This is a genomic window from Thalassospira sp. SN3W (genome assembly GCF_038070535.1).
In the GTDB taxonomy this organism is placed as follows: Bacteria; Pseudomonadota; Alphaproteobacteria; order Rhodospirillales; family Thalassospiraceae; genus Thalassospira; species Thalassospira xiamenensis.
In genome coordinates this window covers 248740-265096 of record NZ_CP121124.1, presented here as the reverse complement: position 1 = coordinate 265096, position 16357 = coordinate 248740, and the positions used below count along the sequence as shown (strand labels likewise).

The 16357-nt window shown below is 56.7% G+C and carries 11 protein-coding genes; 7 read left to right on the top strand and 4 right to left on the bottom strand.

The genetic code is table 11. The annotated features are described in order from the left end of the window. Both P8T57_RS01035 and P8T57_RS01030 read left to right on the top strand, forming a co-directional pair. Positions 1 to 1311 (top strand): TRAP transporter large permease subunit, encoded by a 1311-nt coding sequence (locus tag P8T57_RS01035; RefSeq protein WP_037991768.1) that lies wholly within the window; start codon positions 1 to 3, stop codon positions 1309 to 1311. Further along, complete coding sequence (locus P8T57_RS01030) at positions 1304 to 1792, top strand: GAF domain-containing protein (protein WP_063093978.1); 489 nt, start codon at positions 1304 to 1306, stop codon at positions 1790 to 1792. The genes P8T57_RS01035 and P8T57_RS01030 overlap by 8 nt, the downstream gene beginning before the upstream one ends. Before the next feature lie 154 nt (positions 1793 to 1946). On the opposite strand, the gene P8T57_RS01025 is transcribed toward P8T57_RS01030, so the two are convergent. From P8T57_RS01025 to P8T57_RS01010, 4 genes are all read right to left on the bottom strand, one after another. Then, positions 1947 to 2606 carry a hypothetical protein gene (locus P8T57_RS01025; protein WP_341364329.1) on the bottom strand — a complete coding sequence of 220 codons (660 nt, stop codon included), beginning with the start codon at positions 2604 to 2606 and terminating at the stop codon, positions 1947 to 1949. Between the two features lie 270 nt (positions 2607 to 2876). After that, entirely contained in the window at positions 2877 to 3593 is a 717-nt protein-coding gene (locus tag P8T57_RS01020) for a tail fiber protein (RefSeq protein WP_341364328.1), read from the bottom strand. Between the two features lie 59 nt (positions 3594 to 3652). Beyond that, a complete protein-coding gene (locus P8T57_RS01015) occupies positions 3653 to 4330 on the bottom strand; it encodes a tail fiber protein (RefSeq protein WP_341364327.1) in 678 nt (225 codons plus the stop codon). A 53-nt stretch (positions 4331 to 4383) separates the two neighbouring features. Next, positions 4384 to 5064, bottom strand: coding sequence for a phage tail protein (locus P8T57_RS01010; protein WP_341364326.1), 681 nt, complete (start codon positions 5062 to 5064; stop codon positions 4384 to 4386). Between the two features lie 275 nt (positions 5065 to 5339). On the opposite strand from P8T57_RS01010, the gene P8T57_RS01005 reads away from it, so the two are divergent. From P8T57_RS01005 to P8T57_RS00985, 5 genes are all read left to right on the top strand, one after another. Next, positions 5340 to 6224 (top strand): sulfotransferase, encoded by an 885-nt coding sequence (locus P8T57_RS01005; RefSeq protein WP_341364325.1) that lies wholly within the window; start codon positions 5340 to 5342, stop codon positions 6222 to 6224. A 174-nt stretch (positions 6225 to 6398) separates the two neighbouring features. After that, positions 6399 to 12368, top strand: a complete 5970-nt coding sequence (locus tag P8T57_RS01000) for a DUF4347 domain-containing protein (RefSeq protein WP_341364324.1) — start codon at positions 6399 to 6401, stop codon at positions 12366 to 12368. A 228-nt stretch (positions 12369 to 12596) separates the two neighbouring features. Next, positions 12597 to 14180, top strand: a complete 1584-nt coding sequence (locus P8T57_RS00995) for a TolC family protein (protein ID WP_341364323.1) — start codon at positions 12597 to 12599, stop codon at positions 14178 to 14180. 83 nt (positions 14181 to 14263) lie between these two features. Further along, positions 14264 to 14977 carry an efflux RND transporter periplasmic adaptor subunit gene (locus tag P8T57_RS00990; RefSeq protein ID WP_175484503.1) on the top strand — a complete coding sequence of 238 codons (714 nt, stop codon included), beginning with the start codon at positions 14264 to 14266 and terminating at the stop codon, positions 14975 to 14977. Positions 14978 to 15027: 50 nt separating this feature from the next. Further along, positions 15028 to 16356 carry an HlyD family efflux transporter periplasmic adaptor subunit gene (locus P8T57_RS00985; RefSeq protein ID WP_341364322.1) on the top strand — a complete coding sequence of 443 codons (1329 nt, stop codon included), beginning with the start codon at positions 15028 to 15030 and terminating at the stop codon, positions 16354 to 16356. Position 16357: the final 1 nt, after the last annotated feature.

Here is a 16357-nt window from a genome sequence, read left to right as displayed (position 1 = left end):
ATGGATGCACTTCTTGCTGCGGGATTGGTTCTTGCACTGATTTTCTTGTTCCTTGGGCTCGGGGTCTGGATATTTGTCGGGCTTCTGGCGGTGAGTGGTTTGTCACTTGCCCTACTTGCCGGTATGGATATATCGCGCATCGGTACCATTGCTGCCAATATCGTCTATCGATACTCCACGACCTGGGAATTGGCCGCCATTCCGATGTTCATCTGGATGGGGGAGATCATTTTCCGGACCGATATTTCCGATCGGATATTTCGGGGTCTGACACCATTTGTGAACTGGTTGCCGGGAAGATTGCTTCATACAAATGTACTGGGCTGTACCATGTTTGCCGCAGTTAGCGGCTCAAGTGCTGCCACGGCGGCCACGGTGGGTAAAATCACCACAACGGAACTTTCGCGTCGCGGCTATGATCAATCTTTATCGCTGGGCTCGCTTGCCGGGGCTGGCAGCTTCGGATTGCTGATCCCTCCGTCAATCGTGATGATCGTCTATGGCATCCTGGCCGAGGTTTCGATCAGCCGTCTGTTTGCTGCCGGTGTTCTGCCAGGCATCATGATTGCTGCGCTCTTTTCTGGCTATATTGCCTTTCGTGCCGTGCTGAAACCTGGCATTGCCCCAAAGGCAGAGGCACGGTTCAAGCCTTTGGAATTGATTGGGGCGATTATCGATCTGCTGCCGATTATCACCCTGATGGTGATTGTACTGGGGGCAATCTATTCCGGGATTGCGACCCCATCGGAAGCCGCAGCTGTTGGCGTGTTCGGTGCGATTGTGATTACCATCTGCCTGCGCCAGTTTTCGGTTGCGATGTTGGTGCGGACCCTGCTTGGGGCCGTGGTCAGCAGTGCAATGATCTGTTCGATCCTGATTGCAGCAGCCTTTCTGTCGACCGCGATGGGCTATCTGCATATTCCAAGTGAAATTGCGCGCACTATCGGTGAATGGCAGTTGTCCCCTTCGATGCTGATTGTGGTTCTGACGCTGTTCTATCTTGTGCTCGGGCTTTTTCTTGATGGTGTTTCGATCATCGTCATGAGTTTGCCGATCACATTGCCGCTGGCGATGCAGGCCGGGATTGATCCGGTATGGTTCGGCATTTTTCTGATTGTGACGGTTGAGCTGGGCCAGATCACACCGCCCGTTGGCTTCAATCTGTTTATTCTGCAAAGCCTGACAGGGCAGTCTGTTGGCCGGGTGGCAAGATATGCGTTCCCGTTCTTCCTGCTGATGCTTGGCGCGATTGCCCTGCTTGTCTGGTTTCCTGAAATTGCCCTTTGGTTGCCGAGTACTCTTTATGACTGATATTGATCTTGTTCGACTGGCGGGGGCATATGCGGCGAAAGCCCAGCCCGAAGCATCACTTGATGCGATAGCCGATCTTTATGATTGCCGGTTTAAACCCCGTCTGATGACGTTCTTTGCCTGGGATAATGGCGACGATATGTGCCGTCGCGTCTGGTCAAATAATCCGGAAAAATATCCGACATCGGCAAAAAAGAAGATGGGACCGACACAGTGGGGGCAAACCGTTCTGCGCGATCAGACACCATGGTTCGGAAAAAACGAAACGGCCATGCGCGAGGCGTTCCCAGATCATGAACTGATTAAAAGTCTGGGCTGTTCTGCCTGCCTCAGTGTCCCGGTGGTTGCGATGGGCAAGTCAATCGGGGCGATCAGTGTCCTGCATGAGGAAGGCAAATATAGTACATCCGATTTAGGTGATCTTGCTGCCTGTTCAGCGTTGCTTGTCGTGCCGCTTTTGCTGCTGCGAAACCCGATTTAACATATCTATGTGCTTTTTTCAAAAAAAAGTTCTTGATTTGTTCTTTTGTTTGTGGCATAAGAGACAAGTCAACGGGAGAAAAGCACCCGGACCGAAACCCGCGAGGCCTTGTGCCTTGCGGGTTTTTGCGTTTGGGGCCGGATGAAAGAGGATATCAGGATGCAGCGGCAAAGACGCGGACATAGGCACGGGCAGGGCGGCGGGGCATTCCGCAGGATATTGACTGGCGGATGGCGGAGCCATCACGGCGGCATTCTGCCGGAGGAGTGAGAGAACTAAGAGGGCTAACCCGATCATTTGTCATGACGGGAGAGGTGCGTCTTTTGGGGAAGGGATAAGGTGAAACTGCCGGGAGTGGCAGCAATGGCAGCAGCGGGCCAAGACCCGTCGTTGGTGGACAGGTGGGGGCCTTGCGCCCGAGGTGCGTCCGGGCTTCATCGGTTGCCGGAAATGCTGCGATGGCCGGGAGTGACCGGAGCGGGGCGTGGACCCGAAGGCCGTCAGTTGGCGAGGATGGCAGACGCCCGAGGTGCGTCCGGGCTTCATCGGTTGCCGGAAGTGCCGTCGTGGCAGGGAGTGACCGGAGCGGGGCGTGGGCCCGAAGGTCGTCATCTGGCGAGGTCGGCAGACGGCCGAGGTGCGTCCGGGCTTCATCGGTTACCGGAAGTGCCGCCGTGGCCGGGAGTGACCGGAGCGGGTCGTGGACCCGAAGGCCGTCATCTGGGGAGGACGGCAGACGCCCGAGGTGCGTCTGGGCTTCACCGGTTGCCGGAAATCCGGTTTGGGGGGAGAGCGCCGCCGTCGCATCGGTCATCGGCTGTCATCGGCTGTCGTGGGCTGTCGTTGGCACGGATTGCGCTGACATGGTTCTGGCGGGGAGAGGCCTGAGCCCGAAGGTCGAGTGCCGGGTGCCGGGGGCGTTGACCGACCAGACTATCGGTCCGGTGAGTAGGTCAGGTAAAAACCACCTGCTGGCGTACCGGCAGATAGGGGCCGATAACCCGGTTGTGCTGGTTATCGGCCTGTTCACCTGAGGCCTAGGAAGCTCCCGGATAAGCTTTGTCATCCGGGAGATCCGCGTCATTCAGTTTGGATTTACGGGAAAAATCCCCTGCACCACAATGCATGCCAGCAAGGGTTGTTGCGCCGGGCTCAAGGCGATTTTCACGTTATCATATCCGGTATTATTCTTCGTCCTGCTGGTCGCCGGATTGCTGGTCAGGGTTACTGAATCCGGATGCAACGTATCGTTGGCCGAGGTTGCATATACCGGCGTCCTTGACGGCTGAGGACCACCATTTATTCTTTCCGCAAACATTGCCCCAGCCGGGTTTTCGGTACTTCCCAATGCCCCCTTGGCGTGCAGGGTTCCGGTGACCTGTGCGGTGCCAAACTGCCAGCTATGGGTATGAGGGGGCAGGTTGGCAGCGGTGACGGTTGCGGCTTCTGCGCCATGCATCTGACCAAGTGCCACCGGATTGACGTTGGCATCCGGGCTGTTGCCGGTGCCTGCGATGGTCCGGCCGCGCAGATCGGGTAAATTGAATTGAACCGCCGATCCACCAAATGTCGTTCCGATCAGGGCATACAGTTGCTCGTTTCCGTTTACCGGTAATATCCGTCCATCGGCGGGCAAATGATTTTCCGGGCAATAGCGTACAGCCGTCCAGCATACCGATCCGATATATCCGTCCGGTGTGCATTCTGACGCACGAGATGATTGTATCGAGCCCAAGGTCGTCATTGTGGCCAATGCCGCAAAAATGCCTGTCCGGCATGCCAGTCTTGCAAAATTTTTCATTTCTGTTTCCTTTCCGGACAACCGGTCATGCCGATTGTCGATACAGGGCAAAGACGGTCCTAGTCCCGTGGCGGATAGTATCCCGTAACCGCGATACAGGCCGTGAGGCCAAGTCGCGGAGCCGTAACATTTATCGGGGAACCATTTCCTGCCTCAGTCGTATTGCCTGATTGGCCTTGCAGGCTGCCTGAAACAATGCCGCTTTTCATATCGACGGCAGGCCCGGCATTGCCATAGACGTCGAGTATGGGCGGTGTCACCAGCGCCGGATAGCGCCCTGCCGGGCTGTTGGCATCCGGTGCGGTATTGTTTGCTTTTACCGTCCCCGAAAGGACAAAGGTGGACGGGTCAATTACGTGATCATGCGACATCAGATTGGTGGCGTTCATGGTGCTGGTTGATGCACCGCGTTTCTGACCACGTTGAACAGAACCGTTGTAATAATAGCCTTCGGCTATTACCGAGCGCCCCCGCAAATCAGGAAGCTGGAACTCGGTCGTCTGGTTGCCGCCATAGGTGGTCTGGATCAGTGAATAAAGTGCCTGATAGCTGCGGATCGGCAAGACACGCCCGTCGGCAGGCAAGTACTGCTCCGGGCAAAAATTCGTCGCCATCCAGCATATGCCGCCTATCATGGGCTCGCTGCTGCAGGATGCCTTTGCGGTTTCCGGCATCGAAAATGCCGCTATGGTGGCCATCGTGGCCGCAATTGTGACGCGTTTGTTCAAGCGGAACATCTATCCCTCCCGGGGCAGGATCATTGATATGAGATTGCAAAACCGTAACCGGTTCAGTTCGGATTGACCGGGAAATTCCCGTAATAATTCACGCAGGCGGTCATCACAAGCTGCGGCCCAAGTACCGGTATGGGCTGGGGCTGATGTGATGAGGGCGTTGTTCCGCTGACAACGGCCTGTCCGGCGATATTGGCCGAAACACTGCCATCGGCCATCGCGACATTGGTGCTGCTGGCATACATTTGCGCCGTTGGTGCCAGCGGTGCCGCAGGTACATTCCCGCCCGGCGTTCTTTCGGTTCCGCCCTGGGTCTGTACCGCAACGCTGATACCGGAATCGGCGGAAAGGGCAACGCCGTGATTGTGCGCCAGAGGTGGAATGAGGCTGGCTTCAGTCCCATTCACAGGATAACCGGCCTCTTTTGTTGTCAGCCCCGGTCCCGTGCCGGTGCCCACCGGTTCGCGCCCCATCAGATTCGGGACTGCAAAAGTACCTTGCTGCCACGACCCGCCATAGGTGTTCTGGTAAACGACGGCAAGCGCCTGATACTCATGGACCGAATAGGTTGCCCCGTTTGCGCGGACATAACCGTATGGACAGAAATTGTTGGCCGTCCAGCATATGCTCCCGATATAGCCTTCTGCGTTGCAGGCTTTGGCTTCGTCGGGTTGTATCGTCATTGTGGCAATGACCGCCAGCCCGGCCGCAAGGCAGGCCGAGATTTTCGTTTTCATGATCGTCTCCCCAAATGTAGCGAAATACCGGTCCCACACCGGCATTGCGAAATCTATGCACTCGTATAGGATATCCACTATTACAGGATCAGATTTCATGCTGCACATCAACTATTTATTGCAGCCGACCTTTTACTTTAAATGATGACGGGTGCAGGCTTTTTTTGTGAAAACGACTGTGCCGGTCATGTAAAGCCATGCTATGGGCAAGTATATGATTTCAGCCATTTACTGATCCACAATGATCATCAATGATCCTGTTGGGGGGAGACTTCATGACACCAGAAAAGTTTCATTTTATTTCCGGTCTTCCGCGATCCGGTTCCACCTTGCTGGCGGCCCTGTTGCGTCAGAATCCGCGGTTTCATGCAGCGATGTCGAGTGCGCTGGCACCATTGATCAATGCCAATCTTGATATCATGAGCTCGGGCCATGAGGTTTCGCTTTTGATGGCACCGGAGCAGAGACCCGAAATCCTGCGCAGTGTTGCCGAAACCTTTTGCCGGATCACCAGTGACCGAGAGGTTTTTTTCGATACCAACCGGTCATGGTCTGCGAAAATGCCGCTGATTTCCGATCTGTTTCCGGGGGGCAAAGTCATTGCCTGCGTGCGGGATGTTCCCTGGATACTTGATAGTCTGGAACGACTGTTTCGTCGCAACCCTTATGAAAACACCCGTCTTTTTGGCAATGACAGCGAGCGTGCCACGGTCTATTCGCGCATGGAAAGCTTGGCACGGCACAACCGGCTGGTCGGTTATCCGTGGACAGCGCTTAAAGAGGCGTTCTATGGCGAACAGGCCGGGGATCTTCTGGTGGTTGATTATGAAATTCTGGCCAAGTCGCCGGAAAAGACCCTGCGTCTGATATACAAATTCATCGACGAGCCCTGGTATGATGGCCACGATTTCGACAATGTCGATTACGATGCGCCGAAGTTTGACGAGGCGCTGGGCGTTGAGGGCCTGCATCGTGTCCGGCCCAAGGTTGAGTTCAAAGCGCGCAAAACCATCCTGCCGCCGGACCTTTTTCACAAGTTCGAAAATATGGATTTCTGGAAAGATACCAGCGGTAGTGCCGCCAGCGTGATTGTCCCGACAAAGGCCGGGGTGAACCCGGCGGATCTGGCACGGAAATTATCCAATTCTGGCAATTTCTGACATCCGGTAATTAGAACTTTATGCAACCGGCGTCTTTCGATAGAGGTTGCAAATAAAGTAGCGCAACTATGACTTGCAATTGGTCGAGTACTGATACTATATCTTGGTATACTATGTTGCGGGCTTAAATACTGCTCGAATTTGGGCATGACTGCGTATCAAGGGGGCTCTGCCATGAATGTCACCACAGGGAACGTCGCGACAGGGCGGGCAAAACAAAATCCGTCAACCGAGACTTTTTCTTCTGTTTCGCCGATGGCGCTTGAACCCCGGTTCATGTTCGATGCGGCCGGTGCGGCCACGGCGGCGGATGCGGCCAGTGACGCGCAGGCAGATGCGGAGGCAGAGCAGGCCCACGATGGCGCGTCCGAGAGCGGCAACGATGCGGGCGAACATGGCGGCACCGATAGCCCCGCAGCCACCGGGGGCGATTCCGGCGCGCGCCGCGACATCATGGTGGTCGATACGTCTGTTGCCGGTTGGCAGGATTTGATCAGCGATTTGGCACCGGGCACGGAAACCATCCTTCTTGACGGCACGAAAGGCGGTATTGCGCAGCTTGCACAGGCGCTTGAGGGGCAAACCGGCATTGACGCCATCCATATCCTGTCGCATGGCGATACGGGGATGATCAAGCTCGGCACGGATACGCTGACGACAGATACGCTTGCCGATTATGCCGATGCGCTGTCGGTCATATCCGCCGCCCTGGGCGAGCAGGGGGATATCCTGCTTTATGGCTGCCTTGTTGGCGAAGGTGGCGAGGGGCAGGCTTTTGTTGATGCGCTTGCCACCCTTACGGGGGCGGATATTGCGGCATCCGACGATCTGACCGGGGCGGCGGACCTTGGCGGTGACTGGGACCTTGAAATCATTACTGGTGATATCGAAGCCACCACACCGCTTTCATCGGTGGCGATGAACAATTTTGCCGGGGTGCTGGCGAATGTGACATTTAATTTTGATGGTGCTTCGGTTGTGGGGGGCAATGTACATCAAACATCTGGTGGATATACCATTGTCGTCGATGGTCAGGATACGGATATACACTTAGGCTATTACAGTTATACATCCACACCTGTTGATGGTTCCAGCCAACCATCCGCATGGGAAAAGAGCATAACAATCAGCCTTTCAGGCAATCAGACATTTAATATTGCGTCGCTTGATATCTTCAATATGAGAGATAACCTGCCGCAGTCCTTTACGTTTACATCTGACAAGGGTGATGTCCTAACAACAGATGTGACCAGTGACTCAACGTTTTCAACGATTAATTTTAGCGACTTTACAGGTATAAGCACACTCACGATCACTTCATCTGATCACAGTGGTGAATTTGCCATAAATTTGGACAATATCGTCTTTAACGATGTTACCGCACCATCAAGCAACACCGCACCGGAACTGGGCGGTACACCGGCAGATGTTACCGTTACCGAGGATACCCCGACCGCGATTGACCTGTCGGCATATAATGTGTCGGATGGTGAGGGGGATACCATCACCCTGACGCTTGCGGTTGACCGGGGGACAATTGCCGGTGCGGCTGGCACGGGGATCACGATTACCAATTCAGGTAGCGGTTCCATGACCCTTCAGGGATCGGCGTTGAACCTCAATAATTATCTGAATGTTACTTCCAATATCACCTATACACCAGCCAGCAACGATACGACCGCAGCAACCCTGACCGTGACCCCCAATGACGGCACGACAGATGGTACTGCCGATACGGTTACGATCAACATAACCCCTGTCAATGATGCACCGACGGCATCTGGTGTTCCGACCGATGTGACGGTGACAGAAGATACCGCCAGTGATTTTGACCTGTCGGCGGTTACGATTACCGATGTTGATGGCGATAACCTGACGGTGACGATTGCAGTATCAGCGGGGACGTTTGCGACCCCTGTCGATGGTTCGGGTGTTGGCAGTGGTGTGACAGCAACCCTTGTTAACGGCACGACCATTACGCTTGCAGGCAGTGCAGCGGATATCAATACCTATCTCGATACCACCAGCAATATCCGATATACTGGCGCGTCGAACGTATCGGGCGATAATGCCGCGACCTTTACGATCAATGCCAATGACGGCACGACAAACCCGCAGATCGGCAGTGGCAATATTGACATTACCGCCACCAACGATGCGCCGACCGTTACCGGTGTTCCGACCGATGTGACGGTGACCGAGGATACGGCCAGCGATTTCGATCTGTCTGCTGTCAGTTTTGCCGACATTGACGGCGACAGCCTGACGGTGACGATTGCCGCATCCGCCGGGACGTTTGCCGCGACTTCGTCGGGTAGTGTTACGGTGGGCGGTTCTGGTACCGGCGCGCTGACACTGACGGGCACGGCAGCCAATATCAATACGTGGCTCGATACCACCAGCAATATTCAGTATACCGGCGCATCGAACGCGGCGGGTGATAATGCGGCAACCTTCACGATCAATGCCAATGACGGTACGGTCAATCCGCAGGTTGGCGGTGGCAATATCGATATTGCCGGTGTCGATGATGCGCCGACGGTAACGGGTGTTCCAACCGATGTGACGGTTGCCGAAGACACAGCCAGCAATTTCGATCTGTCTGCCGTTACCTTCGCCGAGGTCGATGGTGAAAACCTGACGGTGACAATTGCGGCTACTGCCGGGACATTTGCCGCAACCTCGTCGGGCAGTGTGACGGTGGGCGGTTCGGGTACCGGCACGCTGACACTGACGGGCACGGCAGCCAATATCAATACCTGGCTCGATACCACCAGCAATATTCAATATACCGGTGCATTGAACGTATCGGGCGATAATGCCGCGACGTTTACCGTCACTGCCAATGATGGTACGACCGATTCCACCGTCAGCAATGGCAATATTGACATTACCGCCACTAACGATGCGCCGACCGTTACCGGTGTTCCGAGTGATGTGACGGTGACCGAGGATACGGCCAGCAATTTCGATCTGTCTGCCGTTACCTTTGCCGACATTGACGGTGACAGTCTGACGGTGACGATTGCGGCATCCGCCGGGACGTTTGCCGCGACTTCGTCGGGCAGTGTTACGGTGGGCGGTTCTGGCACCGGCACGCTGACACTGACGGGGACGGCAGCCAATATCAACACATGGCTCGATACCACCAGCAATATTCAGTATACCGGCGCATCGAACGCGGCGGGTGATAATGCGGCAACCTTCACGATCAATGCCAATGATGGTTCGGTCAATCCGCAGGTTGGCGGTGGCAATATCGATATTACCGGAACCAATGACGCGCCGACGGTAACGGGTATTCCGACCGATGTGACGGTGACCGAGAACACGGCCAGCAATTTCGATCTGTCTGCTGTCAGTTTTGCCGATATTGACGGCGACAGTCTTACAGTGACGATTGCGGCATCCGCCGGGACATTTGCCGCGACCTCGTCGGGCAGTGTGACGGTGGGCGGTTCGGGCACCGGCACGCTGACGCTGACGGGCACGGCAGCCAATATCAACACATGGCTCGATACCACATCCAATATTCAGTATACCGGCGCATCGAACGCGGCGGGCGATAATGCGGCAACCTTTACGATCAATGCCGATGACGGTACGGTCAATCCGCAGGTTGGCGGCGGCAATGTCGATATCGTCTCTGCCCCGGTGATCGGCAATCTGAATGGGGATAGTGTCACCTATACCGAAGGCGGCGGCGCGGTTGCCATTGATGCCGGAACGGCGGCGACCGTTGCCGATAGCGACAATACCGATTTCAATGGCGGCAATCTGACCGTCAGTATCACAGGCGGCGGCAATGCTGCGCAGGATATCCTGGGGCTTTCGACCGGGGGCACGATTACGCTTTCCGGCTCAACTGCGGGCTCGACTGTCAGTGTCGGTGGCACCGTGATCGGTACGCTGGCCAACAATATTGCCGCAGGCAACAATCTGGTGATCAGTTTCAATAGCGCCGCCACCCCGACCGCGGTTGCGAGCCTTCTGGCTGCCATTCAATACAGCAACAACAGCACGGATGATCCGACGACAGGGGCCCGGACGGTCCGGGTGACGGTTACCGATGCGTCGGGTGGTTTTACCTCCGCCCCGGCCGATGTGACGGTCAATGTGGTGGGTGTGAATGATGCGCCGACGGTTTCGGCCACCGGTGGCACTCCGACCTTTACCGAAGGTGGGACGGCGGTTGATCTGTTCTCTGGTGTCACGATCAGCACGGGTGAAAGCGGTCAGACGATTTCGGGCATGACCTTTACGGTGACCAATGCCGAAGCCAGCGACAGCATCACATTTGACGGTACGGCGATCTCGCTTGTCAATGGAACCGGGTCCACTGCCACCAACGGACTGACCTATAACGTTTCGGTCACCGGGGGTGTTGCGACCATCACGATTACCGGCGGCACCCTGAGTGCGGCGGATGCGCAAACCGTGGTCGATGGCATGACCTATGCGTCAAGCAGTGACAATCCCGGCACATCGAACCGTGTTGTGACCCTTACCGGCATTAGCGACAGCGGCGGTACGGCCAACAGTGGTTCGGACACCGCAAGTGCGTCCATCGCGGCGACGGTTGCGGTCGGTGCCGTCAATGATGCGCCGGTCAATACCGTACCGGGGGCGCAATCCGCCGTGAGTGGCGAGGCAAAGGCGATCACCGGCATTTCGGTTGCGGATACCGATAGCGCGACGGTGACCACCACAGTCTCGGTGCCGAATGGTGACGGGACATTTACCACGACGGGCAATGCGAGCATCACCGGGGGTGGTACCAATTCCATCGAGATTTCGGGCAGTGTTGCCGATGTCAATGCGACGCTGGCCAATCTGCGATACACAGCTGCCACGACCGGTTCGCAAACGATTACCGTCCTGACATCGGACGGCACGGATACCGACACCGATACGGTCACGGTCAATGTTTCCGCCCGCCCGGCCATCGGCGGCCTTTCAGGCGACAGCATTGCCTATACAACCGGCCAGACGGTCAAGCTTGATGTCGGCCAGAATGCGACCGTATCGGATGCGGATTTCCAGGCGGACAATGCCGGCAACCTTACGGTTAGCATCACCGGCGGTGGTAACGCAGCCCAGGATATTCTGACGCTTGATACCACCGGGCTTGTGAGCATTGACGGGACGGATGTTCGGGTTAACGGGACTGTCATTGGCACCCTGGAAAATGCTATTGCCGCGGGCAATACCCTGCAGATCAATTTTAATATCGACGCAAATCTGACAAATATTCAGGAACTGGTGCGCGCCCTTTCCTATGAGAACAGTTCGGGCAATCCGACTGCTGGGAACCGGACGATCAGCGTGACGTTGACTGATATCAGCGGAAACACCAGCACGGTGAGCACCGTGACGGTACGGGTGACCGAGCCGGTGGCCGAAACGCCACCACCGCCTGCGCCGCCGCCTGCGCCGCCACCGGCACCGGTTGTAACGATCCCGCCGATCCTGCAAACGCCGGGATCGGGCGGAGATGCGGGAACGCCGGTCAGCAATGCGCTTAGCGGCGGATCGAATGCCAGTGGTTCTGGCGGGCAGTTCAACTCCGGCGGCCCGATCCGGACAACCGTGACGGGCCAGTTGGGCAGTACCAGCCCGATCGACAATACCGGCACGCCGGTTTCGGCAGGGCTTAGCGTCAATCAGGCCGGAAGCGGGCTGGGTGTTACCACCGGACTGGGAGGTAACGGCGGTGGTGCTGCTTTGACCGGTGGCGGATTTGGCAGCGGCGGCTTGGGCGGTGGCTCTGGCGGTGGCCTTGGTGGCGGCGGACTAGGTGGTGGCCTTGGTGGTGGTTTGGGCAGCGGCGGCTTCGGCGGCGGATTTGGCGGCGGTGTCGGTGGCGAAGCGGGAACCGGAACACCTGTTGGCAATGACGGTATTCTGGGCGCGCCCTCAACCGGGGGCGAGGCTCCGGGGGGCGAAGGTGGCGAAGGTGGCGACGGTGAAACCCCGACTGGCGAGGGTGGCGGTGATCAGGCCATGATCGATGGTAACGGTGAGGCAGAGCTTGCCGCTGCACTTGACGATTTCAGCGCGCAACTGGCAGCCTTTGGCGATGCTGCCGAAATGGAAACGATGCTGCTTGACCAGGTTCTGGGCACGTATCGTATTCCGGCGTGATGATTTGCTTGATGACTTGAGTAATGATTTTCCGGCGGTCGACCCTGTCTGACTGCCGGAATGAGGGAATGTCCCGACCGGTTTCGAAGAGCCCGGGCGGGATGGAGATGGATAGAGGGATGTTGCGGTTTTGGACAGAATCGCAACAGACCCGGATGACGCATCGGATAGCCGCGTATCTGTCGGGCAAAGATGCGGGAGTTTGAATTTACTTGGGGGAATACCGTCTTGGTTTATCGTGCTTTGAAGTTTCCCGGAACTTTCCGAAAATGGCGGAATGTGGCGGTCGCGCTGACTGCGGCGGCAGTATTATCGGCCTGTGCGGTTTCGCCGGAGCCGTTGACGGTTTCGGAAAATAATGCGCGGGTTGAAAATGATCTCAAGCGCCTGTTTGAAAAGCAGGAAAAGATCACCGGGCCGCTGACGCTTGAGGAAGCGATAGCGCGTGCGCTTAAATACAACCTTGATCATCGGCTCAAGCTGATGGAAGAAGCCGTCGCGATGGGGCAGCTTGACGTTGCCAATGTCAATCTTCTGCCCGACGTGGTTGCCAGTTCCGGCTGGACACAGCGCAGCCGGTCAGACTCGACCTATAACGAGAGCAAAACCTCGACATCCACCAGTTCGGACAAGAAAGTCCGCGATAGCGACCTGACGGTAAGCTGGAATGTTCTGGATTTTGCCATTGGCTATATGCGCGCTCATCAGCAGGCGGACATGGCGCTTATCGTCAAGGAACGCCGTCGTCAGGTGATCCATAACGTGATCAATGATACGCGCAGTGCCTATTGGCGCGCAGCCGCAGCCGAACGGGCGCTGGTGCAGTTCAAACCGGTCCTGGAAAAGGTTCGTACGGCACTTTCGCGTTCCGAAACGCAGGTGCGTGAACGGGTTGGTGCGCCGCTTGATGCGCTGACCTATCAGGAAGATCTTCTGTTGACCCTGCGTGAACTTGAAACCCGTCAGCGTCAACTGGTGGAAGCCCGCACCGAACTTGCCGTTCTGATGAACATTCATCCTGATAGCGACTTCACGGTTGCGGCCGCGGTTGAACCGGAAACCGGTTCAATGCCGGTTCTTTCGATGAGTGCCGAGGAACTTGAGCTGGAGGCGTTGAAAAACCGTTCGGAACTGCGTTCGGAAGCCTATCAGTTGCGGATCAATCAGCAGGACGCAAAGATCGCCATCCTGCAGATGGTGCCGGGGCTTAATTTCAGTGCCGGGATCAATCACACCACGGACAGCTACAAGGTCAATTCCGACTGGTATGAAGGGTCGCTTGATCTTTCGTGGAACCTGATGCAGTTGTTCAAGGCACCGGCAAACATGCGCCTTGCCGATAGCCAGATCGAACTTTCGGAAGTGCGGCGTCTTGCGCTGAGCATGGCGGTGATCAGTCAGGTCAATATCGCGCAGCTGCGGTTTGCCTTTGCCAAGCGCGATTATGAACTGACCGACCGGATCGCGTCGGTGCAGGACCAGATATCGGAAACCGTCAATGCCAGCCAGTCGGCCAATGCGGTCGGCGAGGGGCAGGCGATCCGGGCCGATGTCCGGGCGTTGCTGAGCAATCTGCAACGCGATATGGCCTATGCCGACATGCAGGCATCCTATGGCCGCCTGTTTGCCTCGATCGGGGCCGATCCGTTCCCGAACGATATTCCTGATGATTCGGTCGATACGCTTGCGCAGACGGTCGGCGACGTTCTGTCGCGCTGGAATCAGGGGGATTACGATGCACCGGTCACCGTTGCCGAAGACGATGGCGGTCCGGCATCAGAAAATGAAATGAAGCAGGCTGCTGTTCAGTGATGCTTTTTAGCCTGACGTCGTTGCGCGGATTTCGGGTTCAATCCCCGGGCCGCACATTCAAGTCTGCCGCAAGCATGTTTTGCATGCTTGCGGTTTCGGCTTTGTTGTTTCCGGTTCTGGCAGATGCGCAGGAACCACTGCAAGCGCGTGTTCTGGTAACCACACAGGATCGGGCCGTTCTTGCCGGTGAACTGGCCGCGAGAATTGATAAAATGACGGTTCGTCCGGGCCAGAAGTTCAAGCAGGGTGATTTGCTGATTTCTTTTGATTGTGCGGCCTATAAGGCACAACGCGCAACCGCGGCGGCCGACTATCGCCAGGCCGATGCGCAACTGAAATCCCAGCAGCGGCTTTTTGAATTGCGCAGTGTTGGCGAGCTTGATGTTGTCATGGCGCAAGCAGCAAAGGAGCGGACACTGGCGCAGTTGCAGCTTCATGATGTGTATCTTGATCGCTGCAAGATCACGGCACCCTATGACGGGGCTGTCGTCCAGTGGCTAAGCCAGCCCTATCAGATTGCCAATCCTGCCGATGAACTGATGGAAATCATCGGTTCGGGCAATCTTGAGCTTGAACTGATCGTGCCGTCAAGCTGGCTGTCGTGGCTTTCGACGGGGCAGAGCTTTCAGGCGCGGATCGAGGAAACGGGATCGGTCATTGCGGCAACCACCGAAAGGATCGGTGCTGATATTGACCCGGTCAGCCAGACGGTTAAAGTCTTTGCAGCCATAAATGGCGATGCCGGGAAGCTGTTGCCGGGCATGAGCGGTGTTGCTGTTTTTGAACCGGAAACCTGAGCGTTTCCGGCACAGGGCGAAGCGGCACGCGACCAGAACCGACGGGTAAAATGAGCACCATTACAGCATCCGCAATTTTGCTGGGCATCGAAAAGTCCATCCGCCAGGCCCGGGATATGACCGCACTTCAGTTCGTGGCCGTTACGGAAACGCGCCGACTGATTTCCTATCAGCAGGCGGTGTTGCTTTCGCACGGGCTGGACGGGAAATTGCGGGTGGTGGCTGTTTCAAACGTTCCGACGGTGGACCGCAATGCCCCCTATATCCGGTTCGTCGAAAAGCTTGCCAACCGGCAGATTGCCCCCGATCAGAAGAAGATATTTTCGCGTGCATCGGATGGTGCTGATGTCGAAGCGGACTGGCGGGAGTTTCTTCAGGACAATATCCTGTCTCAGCCTGTTCTTGCCCCGGATGGCACATCGCTTGGCCTTCTGTTACTGATCCGGGCCCCGGAATGGCAGGACGGGGAGCTGCTTCTTGTTGAACAACTGACCGATGCGCTTGGCCATGCGTGGAATGCGCTTCGTCCGCGCAAAAGGCGCGGCGGATTGTTTGAAGCCGGAAAAAAACGCCGCGCCGTTCTGGCTGGGGTTTTCGTCGGCCTTGTTCTTGTGTTGGCCATCCCGGTTCGGCAAAGCATTATTGCCCCGGCAACGGTCATGCCGCGCGATCCGGTCATGATTGCCGCCCCGATCACCGGGGTTATTCGCGAAATCAGTGTTCGTCCGAATGCACCGGTGACAAAGGGCGATCTTCTGTTTTCGTTTGAAGGTGCGGAATTCAAGGCAAATTACGAGATAGCGTTGCGCGCGGTTGATACCGCCGAGGCGGAACTGCGCCGTGCATCGCAGCAGGCATTCGGGGATGCCAAGGGCCGCGCCGAGGTTGCGCTTTCGCAGACGCGTCTGGCATTGCGTCAGGAACAGGCCGAATTCAGCCGCTATCAGCTTTCGCAGATCGAGGTCAGGGCACCGCAATCGGGTATTGCGATTTTCAGTGATTCCAATGACTGGCGCGGGCGGCCTGTTTCGACGGGTGAGCAGGTCATGGCCATTGCCGCACCCGATGCCGCCGAGCTTGGTATTTCCATTCCGGTTTCCGATGCCATCGCCCTGCAATCGGGGGCGGAGGTCCGGCTGTTTCTGGATGTTGATCCGCTTGGTTCGATTGACGCAACGCTTGAATATGCCGCCTATCAGCCAAAGGAAACGCTCGAAGGCATATTGGCCTATCAGGCGGTGGCGCGGTTTGACAGCCCGGATGACATTCCCCGTATCGGGTTGAAGGGATCGGCGAAAATCATGGGCGATCATGTTCCGCTGGCGCTGTTCCTTTTCCGCCGTCCGCTTTCAGCCCTGCGTCAGATGATCGGGTTCTGAT